Annotated in this window: 11 protein-coding genes; 6 read left to right on the top strand and 5 right to left on the bottom strand. The window is 71.0% G+C overall.

Annotation, left to right across the window (positions count from 1 at the left end; genetic code table 11):
* Positions 1-21: 21 nt before the first annotated feature.
* Both ABGB08_RS06425 and ABGB08_RS06420 read right to left on the bottom strand, forming a co-directional pair.
* On the bottom strand, positions 22-1,344 hold the full coding sequence (locus ABGB08_RS06425; protein WP_347587293.1) for an extracellular solute-binding protein: 1,323 nt from the start codon (positions 1,342-1,344) through the stop codon (positions 22-24).
* Between the two features lie 138 nt (positions 1,345-1,482).
* Entirely contained in the window at positions 1,483-2,346 is an 864-nt protein-coding gene (locus ABGB08_RS06420; RefSeq protein WP_347587291.1) for a substrate-binding domain-containing protein, read from the bottom strand.
* Between the two features lie 82 nt (positions 2,347-2,428).
* On the opposite strand from ABGB08_RS06420, the gene ABGB08_RS06415 reads away from it, so the two are divergent.
* Positions 2,429-3,658 carry an ROK family transcriptional regulator gene (locus tag ABGB08_RS06415; protein WP_347587289.1) on the top strand — a complete coding sequence of 410 codons (1,230 nt, stop codon included), beginning with the start codon at positions 2,429-2,431 and terminating at the stop codon, positions 3,656-3,658.
* A 3-nt stretch (positions 3,659-3,661) separates the two neighbouring features.
* On the opposite strand, the gene ABGB08_RS06410 is transcribed toward ABGB08_RS06415, so the two are convergent.
* The 3 genes from ABGB08_RS06410 to ABGB08_RS06400 all read right to left on the bottom strand — a co-directional run bounded on the left by ABGB08_RS06410 (position 3,662) and on the right by ABGB08_RS06400 (position 6,379).
* Positions 3,662-4,105 (bottom strand): DUF1707 domain-containing protein, encoded by a 444-nt coding sequence (locus ABGB08_RS06410; protein ID WP_347587287.1) that lies wholly within the window; start codon positions 4,103-4,105, stop codon positions 3,662-3,664.
* 12 nt (positions 4,106-4,117) lie between these two features.
* Positions 4,118-4,789 (bottom strand): phosphotransferase, encoded by a 672-nt coding sequence (locus tag ABGB08_RS06405; RefSeq protein ID WP_347587285.1) that lies wholly within the window; start codon positions 4,787-4,789, stop codon positions 4,118-4,120.
* A 78-nt stretch (positions 4,790-4,867) separates the two neighbouring features.
* Complete coding sequence (locus ABGB08_RS06400) at positions 4,868-6,379, bottom strand: glycosyltransferase family 39 protein (protein WP_347587283.1); 1,512 nt, start codon at positions 6,377-6,379, stop codon at positions 4,868-4,870.
* 366 nt (positions 6,380-6,745) lie between these two features.
* On the opposite strand from ABGB08_RS06400, the gene ABGB08_RS06395 reads away from it, so the two are divergent.
* The 5 genes from ABGB08_RS06395 (at position 6,746) to ABGB08_RS06375 (ending at position 18,197) form a co-directional block, all read left to right on the top strand.
* Positions 6,746-7,582: an ABC transporter ATP-binding protein gene (locus ABGB08_RS06395; RefSeq protein WP_347587281.1), complete on the top strand. Its 837-nt coding sequence runs from the start codon at positions 6,746-6,748 to the stop codon at positions 7,580-7,582.
* On the top strand, positions 7,572-8,366 hold the full coding sequence (locus ABGB08_RS06390) for an ABC transporter permease (protein WP_347587279.1): 795 nt from the start codon (positions 7,572-7,574) through the stop codon (positions 8,364-8,366). The genes ABGB08_RS06395 and ABGB08_RS06390 overlap by 11 nt, the downstream gene beginning before the upstream one ends.
* A 137-nt stretch (positions 8,367-8,503) precedes the next feature.
* The gene (locus ABGB08_RS06385) at positions 8,504-13,237 is read left to right on the top strand and encodes an SDR family NAD(P)-dependent oxidoreductase (RefSeq protein WP_347587277.1); all 4,734 of its coding nucleotides are present in this window, start codon (positions 8,504-8,506) and stop codon (positions 13,235-13,237) included.
* On the top strand, positions 13,234-17,040 hold the full coding sequence (locus ABGB08_RS06380; RefSeq protein ID WP_347587275.1) for an SDR family NAD(P)-dependent oxidoreductase: 3,807 nt from the start codon (positions 13,234-13,236) through the stop codon (positions 17,038-17,040). The genes ABGB08_RS06385 and ABGB08_RS06380 overlap by 4 nt, the downstream gene beginning before the upstream one ends.
* Entirely contained in the window at positions 17,037-18,197 is a 1,161-nt protein-coding gene (locus ABGB08_RS06375) for an acyl-CoA dehydrogenase family protein (RefSeq protein ID WP_347587273.1), read from the top strand. Before ABGB08_RS06380 ends, ABGB08_RS06375 begins: the two co-directional genes overlap by 4 nt.
* Positions 18,198-18,252 lie beyond the last annotated feature (55 nt).

The following is an 18,252-nucleotide window of genomic DNA, read 5'->3' as shown; positions in this document are numbered from 1 at the left end:
GCCCCACCCTGCGGGCAGGTCTCAGCCCTTGGTGGCGGTGTCGAGGCCCTCGCAGATCTCCTGCGGGCTCGCCTCGCCGTAGGCCCCGGTCAGGACCTGGGTGATCGGGTCGGACGCGGAGCCGATCCAGACGTCGGGCAGGACCGCGTAGTCGACGTTGGCGTCGAGGCCGAGCGAGGCCTTCAGCAGCGGGTCGGTCGCGTACGAGGCGAAGTCGCCGGTGACCGGGGGCAGGATGCTGGCGTCCTTGACGAAGTCACCGACGGTCGGCTGGTCGTAGAACTTCGTCACGAGCTGCCGGACCTTGTCGATCTTGTCGGGCGCGGCGCCCTGCTTCGTGATCATGAACCCGACGCCGGTGAAGCCCTGGTAGGCCGTCGGCTTCGGGTAGACCGAGCCGCTCGGAACCGGGAAGCCGCCGAGCGTCGTGTGCGTCTCGATCCCGGTGCCCGAGGCCTTGGACTCCGTGTACGCCCACGAGCCCGCGGACATGATCGCGGCCTTGCCGGAGTAGAAGGACGCGTACATGTCGTCGGCGCTGAGGCCCGCGACGTTGTCGACGAACACCTTGGCGTCGCGCAGGTCGGTGAAGAGCTTGATGCCGTTGAGCACCGACGGCGTCGTGCAGTAACCGCCCTCCCGCATGACCTTCTGCATCGTCGCGGCGTCGGTGAACGACTGCGCGATCTGGTAGAAGAGCTTCTGTCCGGTCCAGTCGTTGCCGCCGACGGTGACGGGCCCGACGCCCGCCTCGCGCAGCTTCTTGGCGGCGGCGATGAGCTCGTCGGTGGACTTCGGGACCTCGGTGACGCCGGCCTTGGTCAGCAGGTCGGTGTTGTACCAGAGGGGCCAGCTGAACCCGGAGAACGGCAGGCCCTGCAGCTGGCCGCCGGCGACGCCGCCGACCCGCCACTCGTCGAGGGCCTCCGGCTTCATCTTGTCGGCCAGGCCCCAGTCCTTGACGTACTGGTCGGCGGGGACGGTGACGCCCGCGCCCAGCCAGCCCACCGTCTTGTCGAAGAGGTTGACGATCACCAGGTCGGGGGACTTACCCGCCGCCACGGCGGTCTCCACCTGGTCGTCGATGGCTTCGAGGCCCTCGGTGAGGTTGATCTTGATGCCCGTCTCCGCGGTGAACGCGTCGAAGACGCGCTTCTGGGCCTGGGCCGCCGAGTTGCCCGCCGTGAAGCGGGTGACGACGTCGATGGAGCCGCCGCCGGTCGCCGACGCGGTCGCCGGACCAGGCGCGGGATCATCGGAGCCGCAGGCGGCGAGGGAGAGGACGAGTGCTCCGGCGGCGAACGCGGCCACCCCGCGTACGGCCCGTGGCGTGGTGCGGTGCATGGGGCTTCCTTTGCTTCATGTTCCGGGGGGTGTCGGGACTCGTGTGTCCCGGGGGTTACGTGCACATTTCTGGGGTTGCTCGAACCACAGCGTGCAGGACAGGAAGCCCCGAAGTCAATAAGAAAGATTAGTAATCTATTAAATGCTCGAGCCGCGGACCACCAGCGTCGCCGGCACGGCCGTGATCACGCGCGGCGCGGCCCCCGACAGGATCTCGGCCAGGGTCTCGCCGACCATCTCGCCCAGGGCCTGGACGTCATGGCTGACGGCGCTGAGCGGGGGCTCCGCGAGCTGGCACAGCGCCGAGTCGTCCCACGCCACGAGCGAGAGGTCGGCCGGGACCGCCAGGCCGAGGCGGCTCGCCTCGTGCAGCGCGCCGAGTGCCATGACGTCGTTGTCGAAGATCAGCGCCGTCGGCCGGTCGTCGATCCCCAGGAGGGTGGTGACGGCGCGCACCCCGGCCGCCTCGGAGTAGTCGCCGTCGAACGTCGTCGTGCGCACGCCGTGTTCCGCCGCGACGGCGTCGAACGTGCGGCGGCGGATGATCGTGTGCGCCATCTCGGCCGGCCCGGCGACATGGCCGAGATGCGTGTGCCCGGCCGCGACCAGCGCGGCGACGACGTCGCGCATGGCCACCTCGTCCTGCGTCCACACCGCCGGCAGCCCCCCGGCGGTGACCGGGTCGCCGATGACCACGGTCGGCATGCCCAGCTCGCCGACGAGCGCGACCCGCTCGTCGCCGGGCAGCAGGTCGATAAGGATCATCCCCTGCACCTGCCCCTCGGCCGCCCACGCGCGCATCCGGTCGCTCGCCTGCCGGACGGTGGCGACCACCTGGAGGAGCACGGACACCCCCAGGGGGACGAGGATGCGCTCCATGCCCGCGATGAACTCGTGGAAGAACGGCTCGGCACCGAGAACCTCGGCGTCGCGCACGAGGGCGAGGCCCACTGGCGTGCCCGCCCGGGGGCGTGTCGCCGTACCCGTCGATAACGCGACCATCGGTGCCCTTCCCTCGTGAACTAACCTCGTGACCGTAACGTAGTCGTGCCGTACCTGCGGCCTGGACTAGAGGTGGTTGAGCGTGGCCCGACGAGAGTCCGCGGTGGCGGGGCCAGGGAGCCGCGCGCTCGTCGTCGACCTCATCCGGTCCGCGGGGCCGATCAGCCGGGTGGAGCTCGTCGAGGCGACCGGGCTGACCCAGCCGACGATCTCCAACATCGTCCGCCGCCTGATCGACGACGGCGTCGTGCGCGAGACCGGTGCCACGGTCGCGACCGGTGGCAAGCCCCGGACCCTGCTTGTGATCAACTCCCGATCAGCATACGGCGTCGGGATCCGCGTCGGCGCCGACACCCTCACCTGCGTCGTGACGGACACCCGGGGCGGCACGATCGGGCGCGAGCTCGTCTCGGCGCCGCCCGCCGAGAAGCCGGAGGACGTCGTCGCCCAGCTGGCCTCGCTCTACCGCGACGTCACGCAGGGCCTCGGCCTCTCGCCGCAGAGCGTGGCGGGTCTTGCCGTCGTCGGCCCGGGTCCGGTCGACGTCGCCCGGGGCAGGTTCCTCGCGCTCCCGGGCCTGGAGCGATGGGCCGACCTCGAACTCGGCCAGGCCCTGACCGCCCAGCTGGGCGTGCCGGTGCTCGTCGACAGCGACGCGGCCGCGGCCGCCGTGGGCGAGTTCTGGGGACGGCAGGTCTCGCGGGAGCGTACCTTCGGGTGCCTCTACATGAACTCGGGAATCGGCTCAGGGGTCGTCCTGGACGGCGCGCTCCATCGGGGCGCCAGCTCCAACGCGGGTGAGATCGGGCACGTCTCGGTGGTCCGCGACGGCGCGTGGTGCCGCTGCGGCAGCCGCGGCTGCCTCGAGCTGTACGCCGCACCCGCCGCGCTGGTGGACCGGGCCCGCTCCATCCCGAACCTGGCGGACCGCCTGAAGATCCGCCCTGACGACCCGGACGCGCGGGCGTTCGACGTCCTCGCCCGCGCGGCGATCTACGGCGACGGGCAGGCCCGCGCGCTGGTCGACGAGTCGGCCCTGCTCCTCGCCGACGGCGCCATGACGCTCGCCAACCTCTGGGACCTCGACACGCTCGTGCTCGCGGGTCCTGGCTTCGCCGTCGCCGGTTCGCTCTACGTCAGCGAGATCCGCCGCCGCCTCGCGGAGCGGGCATTCTCGCGCAAGATCCACGTGGTGCAGGTCGACCTGTCGAGCAATCCCCGCGACTCCGCGGCCATCGGAGGAGCGGCCCTGGTGCTGCAGGGATCCGTCGCCCCCGGCCACGGGCCACAGGTCGCCGCGCCGCACGCGTAGGGCTTATGCGCGACTCTGCCGGGACCTGGAGGTGGCGACGCTGAGGGCGAAGAGGACCGCGCCCGGCGGGACGATGATCCACATCGGCCAGAAGTACAGGAGCTCGCCCTCGGTGATGCTGAGCATGACCCAGATGACCAGGTTGAGGGCGACCTTGGCGGCCCAGGCCACCCAGAGCACCTTGAGCCAGCGCGGCAGCGCGCCCGTCGCCACGACCGGCGCCTTCGTCTGCGTGGCGGTGGTGGCCGGGGCCGCGGTGGGGGCGGTGCCGGGGAGGTCTAAGAAGAGGTTGTCCAGGTCGGCGTAGGTGACCGATTCGTAGGCGCGGCCCATGCGGTCGTTGTACTCGTCGAGGCTGAGGCGGCCCTCGTCCACGGCGGACAGGAGCCGGGCGACGGCGGCCTCGCGATCACCGTCGGACACCCGGACTTCACGTCGATCTACCATTTCAGTGCCTCCTCAAGGAACGTTCACGGGCTGTTCGCGGGCGAGGAGGCGGTCGATGGCGGCCGTCTCCGCATTGTCGGCGTTTCGGTCGGTACGGCGGCGCTCCGCCATCATGTAAAGGTACGGCCGGGCCGCCTCGCGGTCGACCCGGTCGAGGAAGGCCGCCAGCATGAGCGGGCGGCCCCGGCGCAGTGCGGGGTCGTGCAACGGAAAGGACGCGACGGCCAGCCAGGTGGAGGCGACATCGGCGGCGGAAGCGCCGCGGCCGGCATTGGCCCAGTCGATGACCCTGGGGCCGTCGTGAGTGAGCAGCACGTTGTAAGGGTGCAGGTCCAGATGGAGCAGCTTGCCGCCGCCGCAGGCCGCCGGAAGCCAGCCCGGAGCGCGTACGGCCGACAGCTTGGTGAGCAGGTCGCCGAGGAGCATGCCGTGTTCGGACATCCGCCACGGGTGCGCGGCGGCGTCCTCGGGGAGGCTCGGGCCGTCGATGCGCTCCATCAGGATGTCGGGACCGTCGGCGTCGTACACCTCCGGCGCGGGAAAGCCGCCACGGCGGGCGTGCCGCATCACGGACGCCTCGCGTTCCAGGCTCCGGCCGTCCTTGGCCCGCCGGATGACCTTGCCGGCTCCAGCCTCGAAGACGTCGCAGTCGCGTCCCGACCCGATCAGACAACCTACGCGCATGCCGCCAGGCTAGGCCGACAAGCGCCGCGATTGACTGGGCTCCCGGTGGCAGCTTCTCCCCGCCGATTGGTGCCAGCATCAGGTACGCCGGAGGATCGGCCAGAGGGCGGACCAGGAGACGGGGGCGGCGCCGCAGATCTGAATGACGTTCTCCAGGACCTTGTTTTCGACGTCATAGCCGGTGTCGATCGGGCCGATGAGGCGACAGTCGGTGAATCGAGCGGGAATGCGGCGGTTTTCTGCGGCGTGGATCAGGAGGACGGGGCCGTTGGCGGTGTCCGGGGGCGGACCCCAGTCGGCGTAGCCCATATGTCCCGAATAGGCGCTAGGAAGGCCGTAGTCGGGGCCGTACTGCGCGATTGCCGCGGCTTCGCCGTAATTCTGGGCGAAGATCACGGCGTTGGCGCGGTCCGCTTCGGGGATCTGGTTCCAGGCGTCCCCCACCGACCGGACGAACTCCGGCCACCCGATCTGCTCCCCCACCTCGGCGTTCAACGCGTTCGGGAGCTGCGCGGCGGAGGGCGGCAGGACCGGCAGGCCGACGACGATGTTGACGGCCGCCGCGACCGCGATGCCCGCGACGAGCACGGGCGGGCGAGCCCAGCGGACGATCGGCGCCACACCGGCGGCCATCGACACCAGCAACAAAGGCAGCACATAGTACGACTTGCCGCCCGTAATCAGGACGATCACGACGAGCAGCGCGGTGGCCACGGGGAACAGCCGGGCCCAGCGGATCGACGGGTCCCGCCACAGGCGGATCAGACCCGCCACCCAGAGCGGGACGAAGATCGGGGAGAGCTGCACGATCAGCAGCGGGACGAGCATCGCGCGGTTCTCACCGCCGTCCTCCTCGCTGATTCCGGCCGCGACCGCGAACTGCGGCCAGCCGTGCGCGGCGCTCCAGATCAGATTGGGGGCGGCGATGACCAGGGCGATCAGCGCGCCGATCGGCAGCCAGCGGGTGCGCAGCACGTGCCTCGGCCCGACCAGCAGGAGCGCCAGGAACAGGCTCACCACCAGCAGCGCGATGAGCTGCTTGTTCTCCAGGCCGACGCCGATCGCGACGCCGATCGCCAGGAACCAGCGGCCGTCGCCGGTGCGGAGCAGGCGCAGCACCAGCAGGCTGACCAGCAGCCAGGCGAACATGTCCAGGGTCGCGGTGGCGAGCAGGTGGCCGAGGCCCAGGACGATCGCGGACGTGGCCGCGCAGCAGGCGGCGACGAACTGCACCCGGCGATCGCCGCCGAGCTCGCGGGCGATCAGCGCGACGGTCACGACGGCGGCCACGCAGAGCAGCGTCGCCACGACGCGGAGCGCGAACGGGTTGTCGCCAAGCAGGGCGGTGCTCGCGCGGGCGAGCAGCGGGGTCAGCGGCGGCTGGTCGACATAGCCCCAGTCGGGGTGGTCGCTGGCGACCATGAAGTAGAGCTCGTCGCGATGGAATCCGTACCGGCCGGATAAGGCGGTCAGCACGGCCGCGAGCAGCGCCGCGACCGCGGCGACCGGACCCACCGCGAAGGGTGGCAGTTCCCCGAGGCGACTTTCGCCTTCCTCCGGCAACGTTGTGTCAGAGCGTTCGATAGTCACTCGGAGAGCATGACAGCTACCCGTCACCCTGAACAGGTCGTTCTGGTCAAGCCGTAATAGGACTGTATGCGCAGGTCAGACGGCTTGGAAGCGGTCCAACGGGCGAGCGGGCGCAACCCCTGTCTTCGCGGCCGGGCGGATAGGGGGGTGACCCCTACCGCCAGGGATCGCCGCCCGCACTTGCGCCGTTGGCCTGTTGTCTCCGGCCACTTCTTGCCAATAGCGGCAGGGCCGCCCGCCGCTATTGTAGCGGTAACTCGATTTCACCGGTCAATCGTATTCAACTGGCGGCGTATTCATGACGCCGCCCGAATTCCCAATTCGCGTGACACGCGAAAAGTTTTGAATACATAAGGAGGTGACACGTTGCTGCAAGCCATCGATCTTGTCAAACGATATGGTTCGGTCCTCGCCTTGGACGGATTCAGCCTGAGTGTGGCGGCCGGTGAGATCGTCGGCCTGGTCGGGCACAACGGCGCGGGCAAGACGACCTTCGTGGAGATCGTGTCGTACCTGATCCGTCAGGACAGCGGTCACGTGACCATCGACGGCCGTCCGCCGTCGGCCAGCAAGGGCCAGGTCGGCGTCGCGCCGCAACATATCGCGCTCTACCCGTCGATCACCGTGCGCGAGCACCTCATCCTGTTCGGGAAGCTCGCCGGGCTGCGCCGCACCGCGCTGGACAGCGCCATCGAGGACCTGACCGTCGCGCTGCGGCTCGGCGCGTTCATCGACAGGAAGACGGCGGGGCTGTCCGGCGGGCAGCAGCGGCGCGTCCAGGCGGCCACCGCGCTGATCCACCGGCCCGGCCTGCTGCTGCTGGACGAGCCGACCGCGGGCGCCGACCTGGAGACCCGCGAGGCGATGCTCGACGTCGTCAAGCAGCGCGCCGGCGACGGCGCCGCCATCGTCTACACCACCCACTACCTGCCCGAACTGGTCGAGCTGCAGGCCACCATCGCGGTCGCCAGGAACGGCAAGATCATCGCGCGGGGCACCTACGACGAGCTGGTGGAAGGGCTGCCCGGCGAGGTGTGCCTGATCCACGACAACGAGGAGGAGGTCCGCGTCTCCACCACGCAGCCGGCGGCCACCCTGATCGACCTGCTCAGCCGCGCCGAGCGGCCGATCAGCACGATCGAGGTCCACAACCCCTCCCTGGACGACCTCTACCGATCCCTGGCGGTCAGCGATGCTTCTTGACACCGGCTACCGGGCCGGGCCGATCGCCGCGCTGCGCGAATCCGTGTACCGGATCGGCGCGCTGGCCGGCCACAACACGACCATCCGGCTCCGCGACCCCGGCCAGATGATCAGCTACCTGGTCATGCCGATGGTCCTGATGCTGGTCCTGAAGCCGCTCTACGTGCGGGCGGTCGAGGGCGGCACCACCAAGGTGGTTACCGGGCTGCTGGTCATGTTCTCGGTGTTCGCGATCTCCATCGCGGGCAACGCGATCCTGGCCGAGCGGACCTGGAAGACCTGGGACCGGCTCCGCGTGAGCCGGGCGCCGGCCGCCGAGCTGCTGCTCGGCAAGACCCTGCCCATCTACCTGGTGATGGTCGTGCAGCAGGCCGTCCTGCTGGGATACGGCTGCCTGGTCATCGGCCTGCCCATCCCGAGCAACATCCCGCTGGTCCTCATGTCCATCCTGGTCTGGGCGTTCACGCTGCTGGCGATCGGCGCGCTGCTGGCCGCGATCGTGCGCAGCCACGGCGAGCTCAGCGTGATCTCGGACGTGGGCGCGCTGACGCTCAGCTCGCTCGGCGGCGCGCTGGTGCCGCTGAGCCTGATGCCGGAATGGGCGCAGGTCGCCGCACATGTGTCCCCCGGCTACTGGGCCCTGGAAATGCTGCAGGCCGCGGTCGCCGGCGACACGGCCGGCACCCTGCTGCCCGCGGCCATCCTGCTGGGGATCGCGCTGATCGCCGGCGCGTTCGCCATTCGCCGGCTCACCCGCGGCTGGGGCCGCGGCGGGCTGCTCTGAAATCACAATCGCCACCATCGATTTCCCACAAATTAACCAGAAACCCGTCCCATAGACAGCCGCATAGCCGCCGACCAGGCAATTCAGCGTCGCGGCTGTCCAGATCACGACTTTCTAATTAATAAAGGGGCATGTTGATGAATCAGCAACATCCACCTGGTGACTCGCGAAACGCGGCGGACGAGTCCGATATTGCGATCATCGGCATGGCCGGTCGATTTCCGGGAGCCAATGACGTCGACACGTTCTGGCGGAACATCAGCACCGGCGTCGAATCCTTCACGGTTTTCTCCGACGCGGAGCTGATCGAGGCGGGCGTCCCCGCGACGACGTTCTCGAAGCCGAACTATGTCCGGAGCCGACCGATTCTCGAGGAGATCCGCGGCTTCGACGCGGCGTTCTTCGGCTACAACCCGCGCGAGGCCACGCTGGCCGATCCGCAGCAGCGGCTCTTCCTCGAATGCGTGTGGGAGGTCCTGGAGTCGGCCGGCTACGGCTCGACCGACAACCGCGGCTCGGTCGGCGTGTTCGCCGGCATGAACATCAGCGGTTACCTGCTGACCCGGCTGCAAGCGTTCGCGATGGGCATCGATCCGTCCGCGCTGATGATCGGCAACGACAAGGACTCGCTGGCCACGAACGTATCGTTCCGGCTGGATCTGTCCGGGCCGAGCGTGACCGTGCAGACGTTCTGCTCGACCTCGCTGGTGGCGGTGCACCTGGCCAGCGAGGCGCTGCGCCGGGACGAGTGCGACATGGCACTCGCCGGCGGCGTCTCCATCCGGATCCCGGACCGGACCGGTTACCTCTGGGAGGAGGGCGGCCAGGAGTCGCCCGACGGCCATGTGCGGACCTTCGACGCCGAGGGCCGGGGCAGCATGTTCGGCGACGGCGCGGCCGTGGTCGCGCTGAAGCGCCTGGGCAAGGCGATCGCCGACCGGGACACCGTGCTCGCGGTGATCCGCGCGTCGGCGATCAACAACGACGGCGCGATGAAGTTCAGCTACCTGGCCCCCAGCATCGACGGCCAGCGCCGCTGCGTGTCCAAGGCGATCGAGAAGGCGGGCGTGGACCCGTCGCGGATCTCGTACGTGGAGGCGCACGGCACCGCCACCGAGGTCGGCGACCCGATGGAGGTCGCGGCGCTGACCAGGGCGTTCGGCCAGACCGAGAAGAAACAGTACTGCGTGCTGGGTTCGATCAAGCCGAACGTCGGCCACCTGGACCGCGCCTCGGGCGTGACCGGCCTGATCAAGGTCGTCCAGTCGCTGCGGCACGAGCTGATCCCGGGGACCTTGCACTACAACGCGCCGAACCCGGAGATCGACTTCGACACCAGCCCGTTCTACGTGACGGCGCAGCCCACCCCCTGGCCGCGCAGCGCCGACCAGCCGCGCATCGCCGGGATCAGCTCGCTCGGCATGGGCGGCACCAACGCGCACGCCATCATCTTCGAGGCCCCGGTCCCGGCCCCGCGCCAGGAGCGCCCGCGCCGCTGGCAGATCCTCCCGGTGTCGGCCCGGTCGGCCGCCGCCGCCGAGCGGGCGCTGACCCGCCTGGGCGAGGGCATCGCCGCCGGACCCGATCTGGACCTGGGCGATATCGCCTACACCCTCCAGGTGGGCCGCAAGGTCTTCAACCACCGCAAGGTCGTCATCGCCGACAGCAACGCCAAGGCCGCCGCGCTGCTCGCGGACCCGGCCGGGCCGCTGGGCCGTACCGACACGACGGTCGGCCGCAAGGCCGGGTTCCTGATCGCCGGGGTCGGCGAGCAGTACCCGGGCATGGTCGCCGCCCTGTACGAGGCGGAGCCCGGCTTCCGGGCGGACGTGGACGAATGCGTCAGCGTGCTGGGCCTCACCGAAGCCTCCCAGCTGTCCGACATCTTCGTCGCGGCCGCAGCAGGGAAGGCCGCCGACCTGGCCGCGCTGCTCGGCCGGACCGGGGACGCGTCCCCGCAGTCCACCCCGAACGCGCACCTGATCCAGCCCGCCGTGTTCGTCGCCGAGTACGCGCTGGCCCGGCTGCTGATGAGCTGGGGCATCAAGCCGGAGATCATGGTCGGCTACAGCCTCGGCGAGTACGTCGCGGCCTGCCTGTCCGGGGTGCTGTCGCTGGCCGACGCGCTGCGGCTGGTCGCCTACCGGGCCAAGCTGATCACCTCCCAGCCCGAGGGCGCGATGCTGGCCGTGGCCGCCGACGAGAAGCGGCTGAAGTCGGTGCTGGGCGACCTCGATCTCGACATCGCGGTCCGCACCGGCTCCCAGCTCGTGCTGGCCGGGCCGGAGGAGGCCGTCACGGCCGCCGCCGCGCGGCTCAGGTCGGCCGAGATCGGCTGCCGCCGGCTCCAGACCACCCACGCGTTCCACTCCCGGATGCTCGCCCCGATCGCGGCCGAGCTGACCTCCTGGATCAGCGCCAACGTGACGCTGAACCCGCCGGCCATCCCCTACGTCAGCAACGTCACCGGCGCGATCGCCACCGCCGACCTCGTCACAGAACCCGGCTACTGGGCCCGGCACATGTGCGAGACGGTGGAATTCGGCGCCGGGCTCGCGCACGTGCTGCGCGGCGGCGACCTGGCCCTGGCCGAGATCGGCCCCGGGCAGTCGCTCGGCGCGCTGACCCGCGGCCACCCCGACTGCGACCGGAACCAGTGGCCGCTGATCGTCACCACCCTGCCCGGCCAGGGCGACCAGGTCGAGACGCTCGCCGCCACCGCGACCGCGGTCGGCAAGCTCTGGCTGGCCGGCGTGCCGGTGGACTGGGAGGCGCTGCACGCAAGTCCGGACGCCGACTGGACGCCCGGCCGGGTGCCGCTGCCGACCTACCCGTTCGAGCGCCAGGACTACTGGCTGGAGATCGACCAGTCCGCGCTGGGCACCGGCGTGCCGATGCTGGACGAGAGCGACCCCACCAGCATCGCGACCGCGCTGCCGCGCCTGCCGGACGAGCGGTGGATCAACGTCCCGGTGTGGCGGCAGACCGCGCCGCAGCTGGTGCGCGAGGAAGAGCTCACCAAGTGGCTGGTCTACACCGACACCGGCCTGGCCGACACGCTGACCGCGTCCGTACGCGGCGGGCTGGACGCCCTCGGCCACGAGGTCGTGCTGGTACGGCCCGGCGACGCGTACCAGGACGGCCCTGACGGATTCGTCGTCCGGCCGGGTTCGCAGGAAGACATCGTCGCCGCTCTGCGCACGCTCGGCAGCCGGGGGTTCGAGCCGGAGCGAGTCGTGCACCTGTGGACCGCCGACCCGGCCCCGGCCGAGGGCGACGCCACCCAGGAATGCCTCAAGCGCGGCCTGCACACGCTGGTCTCCTTCGCCCGGGCGGCGGTCGACCTCGGCCTGCCGGCCTGGGCGCTGGACATCGTCACCGTCGGCAGCCAGAAGGTGCTGGCCGGCGACGCGATCCTCCCCGAGCGCAACACGCTGCTCGGCCCGACCCGGCTCATCCCGGTCGAGTACCCGAGGGTCAAGACCCGCCTGATCGACATCGACGCCACCACCGGACCGGCCTCCCTGCGGGGGCTGCTGGCCGAGCTGCGGGCCGACCCCGTCGACCAGGTCGTCGCGCTGCGCGAGGGCCGCAGGTGGACCCCCGGCTACGAGGTGCTGGACGCGGCCAACATCGACAGGACCGACCCGGCCGTGGCGGTGCGGCGCGGCGGGACGTACCTGGTGAGCGGCGGCCTGGGCGGCATCGGCCTGGGCATGGCCGAGCTGCTGGCCGAGAAATACCAGGCCAACCTGGTCCTGATGGGCCGCACCCCGGTCCCGCCGAAGGACCAGTGGAGCCAGATCCTGGCCGCTCCCACCACCGCCGACGAGGTACGGCGGCGCGTCGAAGGGCTGCGCCGGCTGGAAGGCGGCGGCACCGAGGTCATCACGGTGGCCGGCGACGTGTCCCAGGTCGCGGACGTGCGGCGGGCGGTCGACGCGGCGATCGAGAGGTTCGGCGAGCTCAACGGCGTGCTGCACTGCGCCGGCGTGCCGGCCGTCGGCCTGATGCAGTTCAAGACGGTGGCCGACATCGACCGCACGCTGGCGCCGAAGGTGGCCGGTTCGCTGGCCCTGGCCGAGGTGCTGAAGGACGTGCCGGTCGACTTCGTCGCCCTGTACTCCTCCACCACGTCCGCCACCGGCGGCGGCGCGGGCCAGGTCGACTACTGCGCGGCCAACGCGTTCCTGGACTCGTTCGCGCTCAGCGACCCGCTGCCCGGCACGCTGGTCACCTCGGTCGACTGGTGCGAGTGGACCTGGAACGGCTGGACCGAGGGCCTGGAGAACTACGACGAGGGCTCCAAGCAGTACTTCACCTGGTACCGGGGCCTGTTCGGGCTCAGCTACGAGGACGGCTTCGAGACCCTGATGCGGGTGCTGGCCAGCGGCGAGCGGCATGTCGTCGCCTCCACGCAGGACTTCGCGCCGCTGGTCGCGATGAGCCGCAAGTCCTCGATCGAGAGCCACCAGGCGACGGTCAAGAAGCTCAGGGACGCGTTCGGCCGGCACCCCCGGCCGGACCTGTCGACCGCGTTCGTCGAGCCGCAGTCCGAGACCGAGGAGAAGATCGCCGAGGTGTGGACCGAGGCGCTCGGCCTGGAGTCGGTCGGCGTGCACGACAACTTCTTCGAGCTGGGTGGCAACTCGCTGCTGGGCATGGAGATCATCACGGAAGTCCGAAAGGCGCTGGGGCTGTCCTACCTCCCGCCGCACATCCTCTACCAGTCGCCCACGATCTCATCGCTCGCCGAAGCGGCCACCGCGGGCGAGGCCAAGGAAGAGCAGACGGCCGACGTGCGCGAGCAGCAGCGCTCGTCGCGCATCGAACAGCGGCGCAACATGCTCCGGAGCGGAAGGACGTCATGAGCGAAACTGACTACGACTCGGCGGTGGCGCTGATCGGCATGTCCGGTCGTTTCCCCGGCGCGGACAGCGTCGCCGAACTGTGGCGCAACGTACTGTCCGGGATCAAGGGACTGCGCGAGATCACCGACGCGGAGCTGCGCGAGACCGGCGTCGAGCCGGGGCAGCTCGCCGACCCGCGCTACGTGCGGATCGGCGGCCCGCTGGCCGACCTGGACAAGTTCGACGCGACGGTCTTCGGGATCAACCCCCGCGAGGCCGAGATGATGGACCCGCAGCACCGGCTGTTCCTGGAGTGCTCGTGGGAGGCGCTGGAGAGCGCCGGCTACTGCCCCACCGACGTGCCGGGGCAGGTCGCGGTGTTCGGCGGGTGCGGGTTCCCCGACTACATCGTGCAGAACATCTTCCACCTGTCCCAACAGCCCGGCGGGGCGCTGCTGATGGCGATCGGCAACGAGCGTGACTCGCTGGCCTCGCTGGTGTCGTACAAGCTGGGCCTGCGCGGCCCGGCCGTGTCGGTGCAGACGTTCTGCTCCACCTCGCTGGTGTCGGTGCACCTGGCCTGCCAGAGCCTGCTCACCTACGAGTGCGACCTGGCGCTGGCCGGCGGCGCGTTCACGCCGCTCCCCCAGCCGGCCGGCTACCTGTACGAGCAGGGCGGCATCATGTCGCCGGATGGGAAGGTCCGCAGCTTCGACGCCGAGGCGAGCGGCACCGTGATGGGCAGCGGCGTCGGCACGGTCGCGCTCAAGCGGATGTCGGACGCGCTCGCGGACGGCGACGTGATCCACGCCGTCATCCTCGGCTCGGCCGCCAACAACGACGGCCGGATGCGGGCCGGATACACCGCGCCGGGCGTGGACGGCCAGGCCGAGGTGATCGAATCGGCGCTCGGCGTGGCCGGGGTCAAGCCCGACACCATCGGGTACGTGGAGTGCCACGCCACCGGCACCATGCTGGGCGACTCGATCGAGCTGGCCGCGATGAACCGGGTGTTCACCCAGCCGCGCGAGATCCCGGCCGTGCTCGGCTCGCTGAAGCCGAGCCTGGGCCACCTGGACCGGGCGTCCGGGGTGACCGGGCTGATGCGGGCCGCGCTGAGCCTCAAGCACGAGCTGCTGCAGGGCGTGCCGGACTACGTCCAGCCGAACCCGGCGCTGGCCACGGCGCGGGACCGGTTCACCGTGCTGACCGAGCACCAGCCCTGGCCCGAGGGGCCGCACCCGCGCCGGGCCGGGGTCAGCTCGTTCGGCCTCGGCGGCACCAACGCGCACGTGGTGCTGGAGCAGGCGCCGCCGCGCGCGCCCCGCCCGGACCGGCCGGGTCCGCACCTGCTGACGTTCTCCGCGGCCGATGAGACCGCGCTGAACCAGCTCGGCGAGCGGCTCGCCGGCTATCTGGCCGGTGACGCCGCCGAGGACCTCGCGGACGTGGCGTTCACGCTGCAGGTGTCGCGCGGCGGCTTCGCGCTGCGGCGCGCGGTCGTGGTCGCCGACCGTGACGACGCGGTCCTGGCGCTGGCCGACTCCGCCCGCTGGATCGGCGCCAAGACCCAGCGCCGCAACCCGAAGGTCCGCCTGGTCACGCCGGAGAGCGTGCCGGATGCCTGGTGGCCGGAGCTGCTCGCGGCGATCGACGCCGTGCTCGGCATCGAAGACGGCACCGACCGCGGCGACGCGCTCGGCGCGCTGGCGGACGGGCTGCGCCGCCTCGGCGTGCACGTGACGCGCGAGGACGTACCGGCCGAGGAGATCACCGTCGCTCCCGCCGACGGCGAGCCCGCGGCCGAGTGGCTGCTGGCCACGCTGGCCCGGCTGTGGCAGGCCGGCAGCGCGATCGACTGGACCGCGCTGCACCGCGGCGCGGGGCGCCGGGTCGAGCTGCCCACCTACCCGTGGCAGAAGCGCCACTACTGGGTCAAGGCCAACCCGAACATGCAGGCCGCCCCGGTCAGCAACGACAAGACGTTCGACCGGTCGAAGTGGACGTACCTGCCGACCTGGAAGCAGCGGCCGTTCGCGGTGGCCGACCTGGACGAGCGGCTGCGGGCGGCCGGTCCGTGGCTGGTCTTCGCCGACGACGCCCGGGGCGAGGCCCTGATCGACCGCCTGAACGCGGCGGGCGCCGAGGTCACCGCGGTACGGCGCGGCACGACCTTCGACCAAGACGACGCCGGAAATTTCACGATCCGGCCGGACAAACCCGATGACATGGCCGAGCTGCTGTACTCGCTGCTGGTCGCGCCGCGCGCGATCATCCACGGGTTCAGCCTGGCCGGGGTCGAGCCGGAGCCGGGCCAGGACCCGGCCGAGCACTTCGACGCCGAGCAGCGCCGCGGCTTCTACTCCGTGCTGGCGCTGGCCAGGGAGCTGGTCGACAACAGCGGTTCCGCGCCGCGGGCCGAGCTCGCCCTGCTCACCTCGCGGGCGGTCGGCGTGCTCGGCTCGGACCTGCGCCACCCGGAGCAGTCCACGCTGGCGGCGCTGGCCCCGAGCCTGGCCCAGGAGAACCCCCGGGTCCGGGCCCGCACGATCGACGCCGACATCGTCGCGGCCGGCGACGAGGCCGCGCTCGGGCAGCTCACCACCCAGATCCTGGCCGCGATCCTCACCCCGCACGAGGGCCCGGTCGCGGTCCGCGCCGGCGAGACCTGGCTGCGAACCTACGAGCCGTTCCCGATCGACGAGCTGACCGACGAGACCCGCCCGATCAAGGACGGCGAGACCGTGCTGATCACCGGCGGCCTCGGCGACGTCGGTCTGGTGCTGTCCCGGCACCTGGCCGGCAAGTACGGCTGCAACCTGGTCCTGACCGCCCGGTCCCCGCTGCCGCCCCGCGAGGAGTGGGACGCGTACCTGGCTGAGACTCCCCCCGGCGGCGAGCGCACCGCCCGGCACATCCGCAACATCCTGGACCTGGAGAGCCGGGGCGCGAGCGTGCTGTGCCTGTCCGCCGACGTGGCGGACGAGCCGCAGATGGCGGCCGTCGTCGCGGCCGCGGTCGAGCGGTTCGGCGGGATCGACGTCGTGGTGCACGGCGCGGGCGTGCAGGACGGGGCGTACTTCAACTTCGCCCACCTGATGGACCGCGACCAGTGCGACGCCCACCTGGCGGCCAAGGTCAAGGGCTTCCACGTGCTGCAGAAGGTGCTCGGCGGGCACGCCCCCGACCGGCGGGTCACGCTGTCGTCCATCGCGGCGGTGCTGGGCGGCATGACGCTCGCGCCGTACGCGGCGGCCAACGCGGCGCTGGACGCCTACATCCGGCAGGCCCGGGTATCCGACCGGGGCCGCTGGGTGACCGTCGACTGGGACACCTGGAGCATCGACGCCGGCCGCCTGGAAGGCCACAGCGAGGCCGTCGTCGGCTTCGCGATGGCCCCCGCGGAGGGCGTCGACATCTTCGAGCGGGCCCTGTCGGCCACCGACCGGGTCGGCCACCTGGTCATCTCGACCGGGCCGCTGGAAGGCCGGCTGGCCCAGTGGGTCACCGGCGACATCCACAGCGCCGACGACGAGTTCGACGAGCAGGAGCGCCACCCCCGGCCGGACCTGAACAACCCGTACGTGGAGCCGAAGGAGGGCACCGAGGCGGCGCTGGCCGAGATCTGGTCGCGGGTGCTGGGCATCGAGCCGATCGGCGCCACCGACAACTTCTTCGAGCTGGGCGGCCACTCGCTGCTCGCGATCGAGCTGACCACCAGGATCCGCAAGGCGCTGAACGCGTCGGTCCCGGTGACCGGCCTGCTGGAGTGCCCGACGGTGCGCCTGCTGGCCGAGCTGCTCGACGACCGGGAGGCGGAATGAAGCAACCGGAGTACCTGCGGGCGGTCCAGGCGTTCGCCCGCAGGGAGCTGACCGGCAAGGACGCCTACCTCGACTCGCTGGCCGAGGCCCCGCTCCCGCTGTACGAGCGGTTCGCGGACACCGGCCTGGCGAACTGGTGGGTGCCGAAGGAGCACGGCGGCCCCGGCCTCGGCCTGGAGGAGAGCGTCCGGATCGTCGCGGATCTCGCCTACGCCGACGCCGGCGCCGCGTTCACCCTGTTCATCCCGGTCCTGACGACCAGCATGCTCTCCTGGTACGGCTCCCCCGAGCTGCGGGACCACTACCTGGGCAAGCTGGTCGCCGGGAACGGCTTCTGCGCGACGCTCGGCAGCGAGCACGCGGCCGGCAGCGAGCTGGCCAGGATCACCACGACCGCCCGCGGCGACGGGGACCACATCGTGCTGAACGGGGAGAAGGCGTTCTCCACGAACGCCGACTTCGCCGACTTCCTGGTGGTGATCGCCCGCGCCGAGGACGACCCGGCCGGCTACCTGGCCGTGCTGGTCCCCCGGGACACGCCGGGCATCCGGATCGACAAGCGCTGGGATGTGCAGGGGCTGCGGTCCTCGGCCACCTACCAGGTGACGCTGGCGGACTGCCGGGTGCCGGCCGCCAACGTGCTGCGCGGCAACGGGCTGCGGCTGCTGGAGGTGGGGCTGAACGCCAGCCGCATCCTGATCGCCACGACCGCGCTCGGCATCGCCCGCAGGATCCGCGACGTGTGCATGGAGTACGGCAAGTCCAAGCAGGTCAAGGGCACCGCGCTGGCCAACAACGCGGTGTTCGCGGCCAAGCTGGGCCAGTTCGAGATGCAGATCGACGTGATGGCCAACCAGTGCCTGGCCGCGGCCCGCCAGTACGACGAGATCGCGGCCCGGCCGGACGCGGGCGAGGAATTCCTCCGGGTGGGCACGCTGAAGTCGGCGCTGACCACGAAGATGTTCTGCGGCCAGACCGGCTGGCAGATCGCCTCGGCCGCGTCGGAGATGTTCGGCGGCGTCGGATACACCCACGACGCGGTGATCGGCAAGCTGCTGCGCGACGTGCGGTACGTGTCGATCGTGGAGGGCGGCGACGACGTGCTGCGGGACCTGGTGTTCAGCCGATACGTGGTGCCGGTGTCCAAGCGGTCATAACAGTTGTATTCCTTCAAGCTCTGCGAGGTCTTCCGCCTCGGTGGATTGGTGACGT

It is taken from the genome of Acrocarpospora sp. B8E8, from assembly GCF_039871605.1.
Taxonomy (GTDB): domain Bacteria; phylum Actinomycetota; class Actinomycetes; order Streptosporangiales; family Streptosporangiaceae; genus Acrocarpospora; species Acrocarpospora macrocephala.
This window is presented reverse-complemented; position numbering and strand designations above follow the sequence as displayed.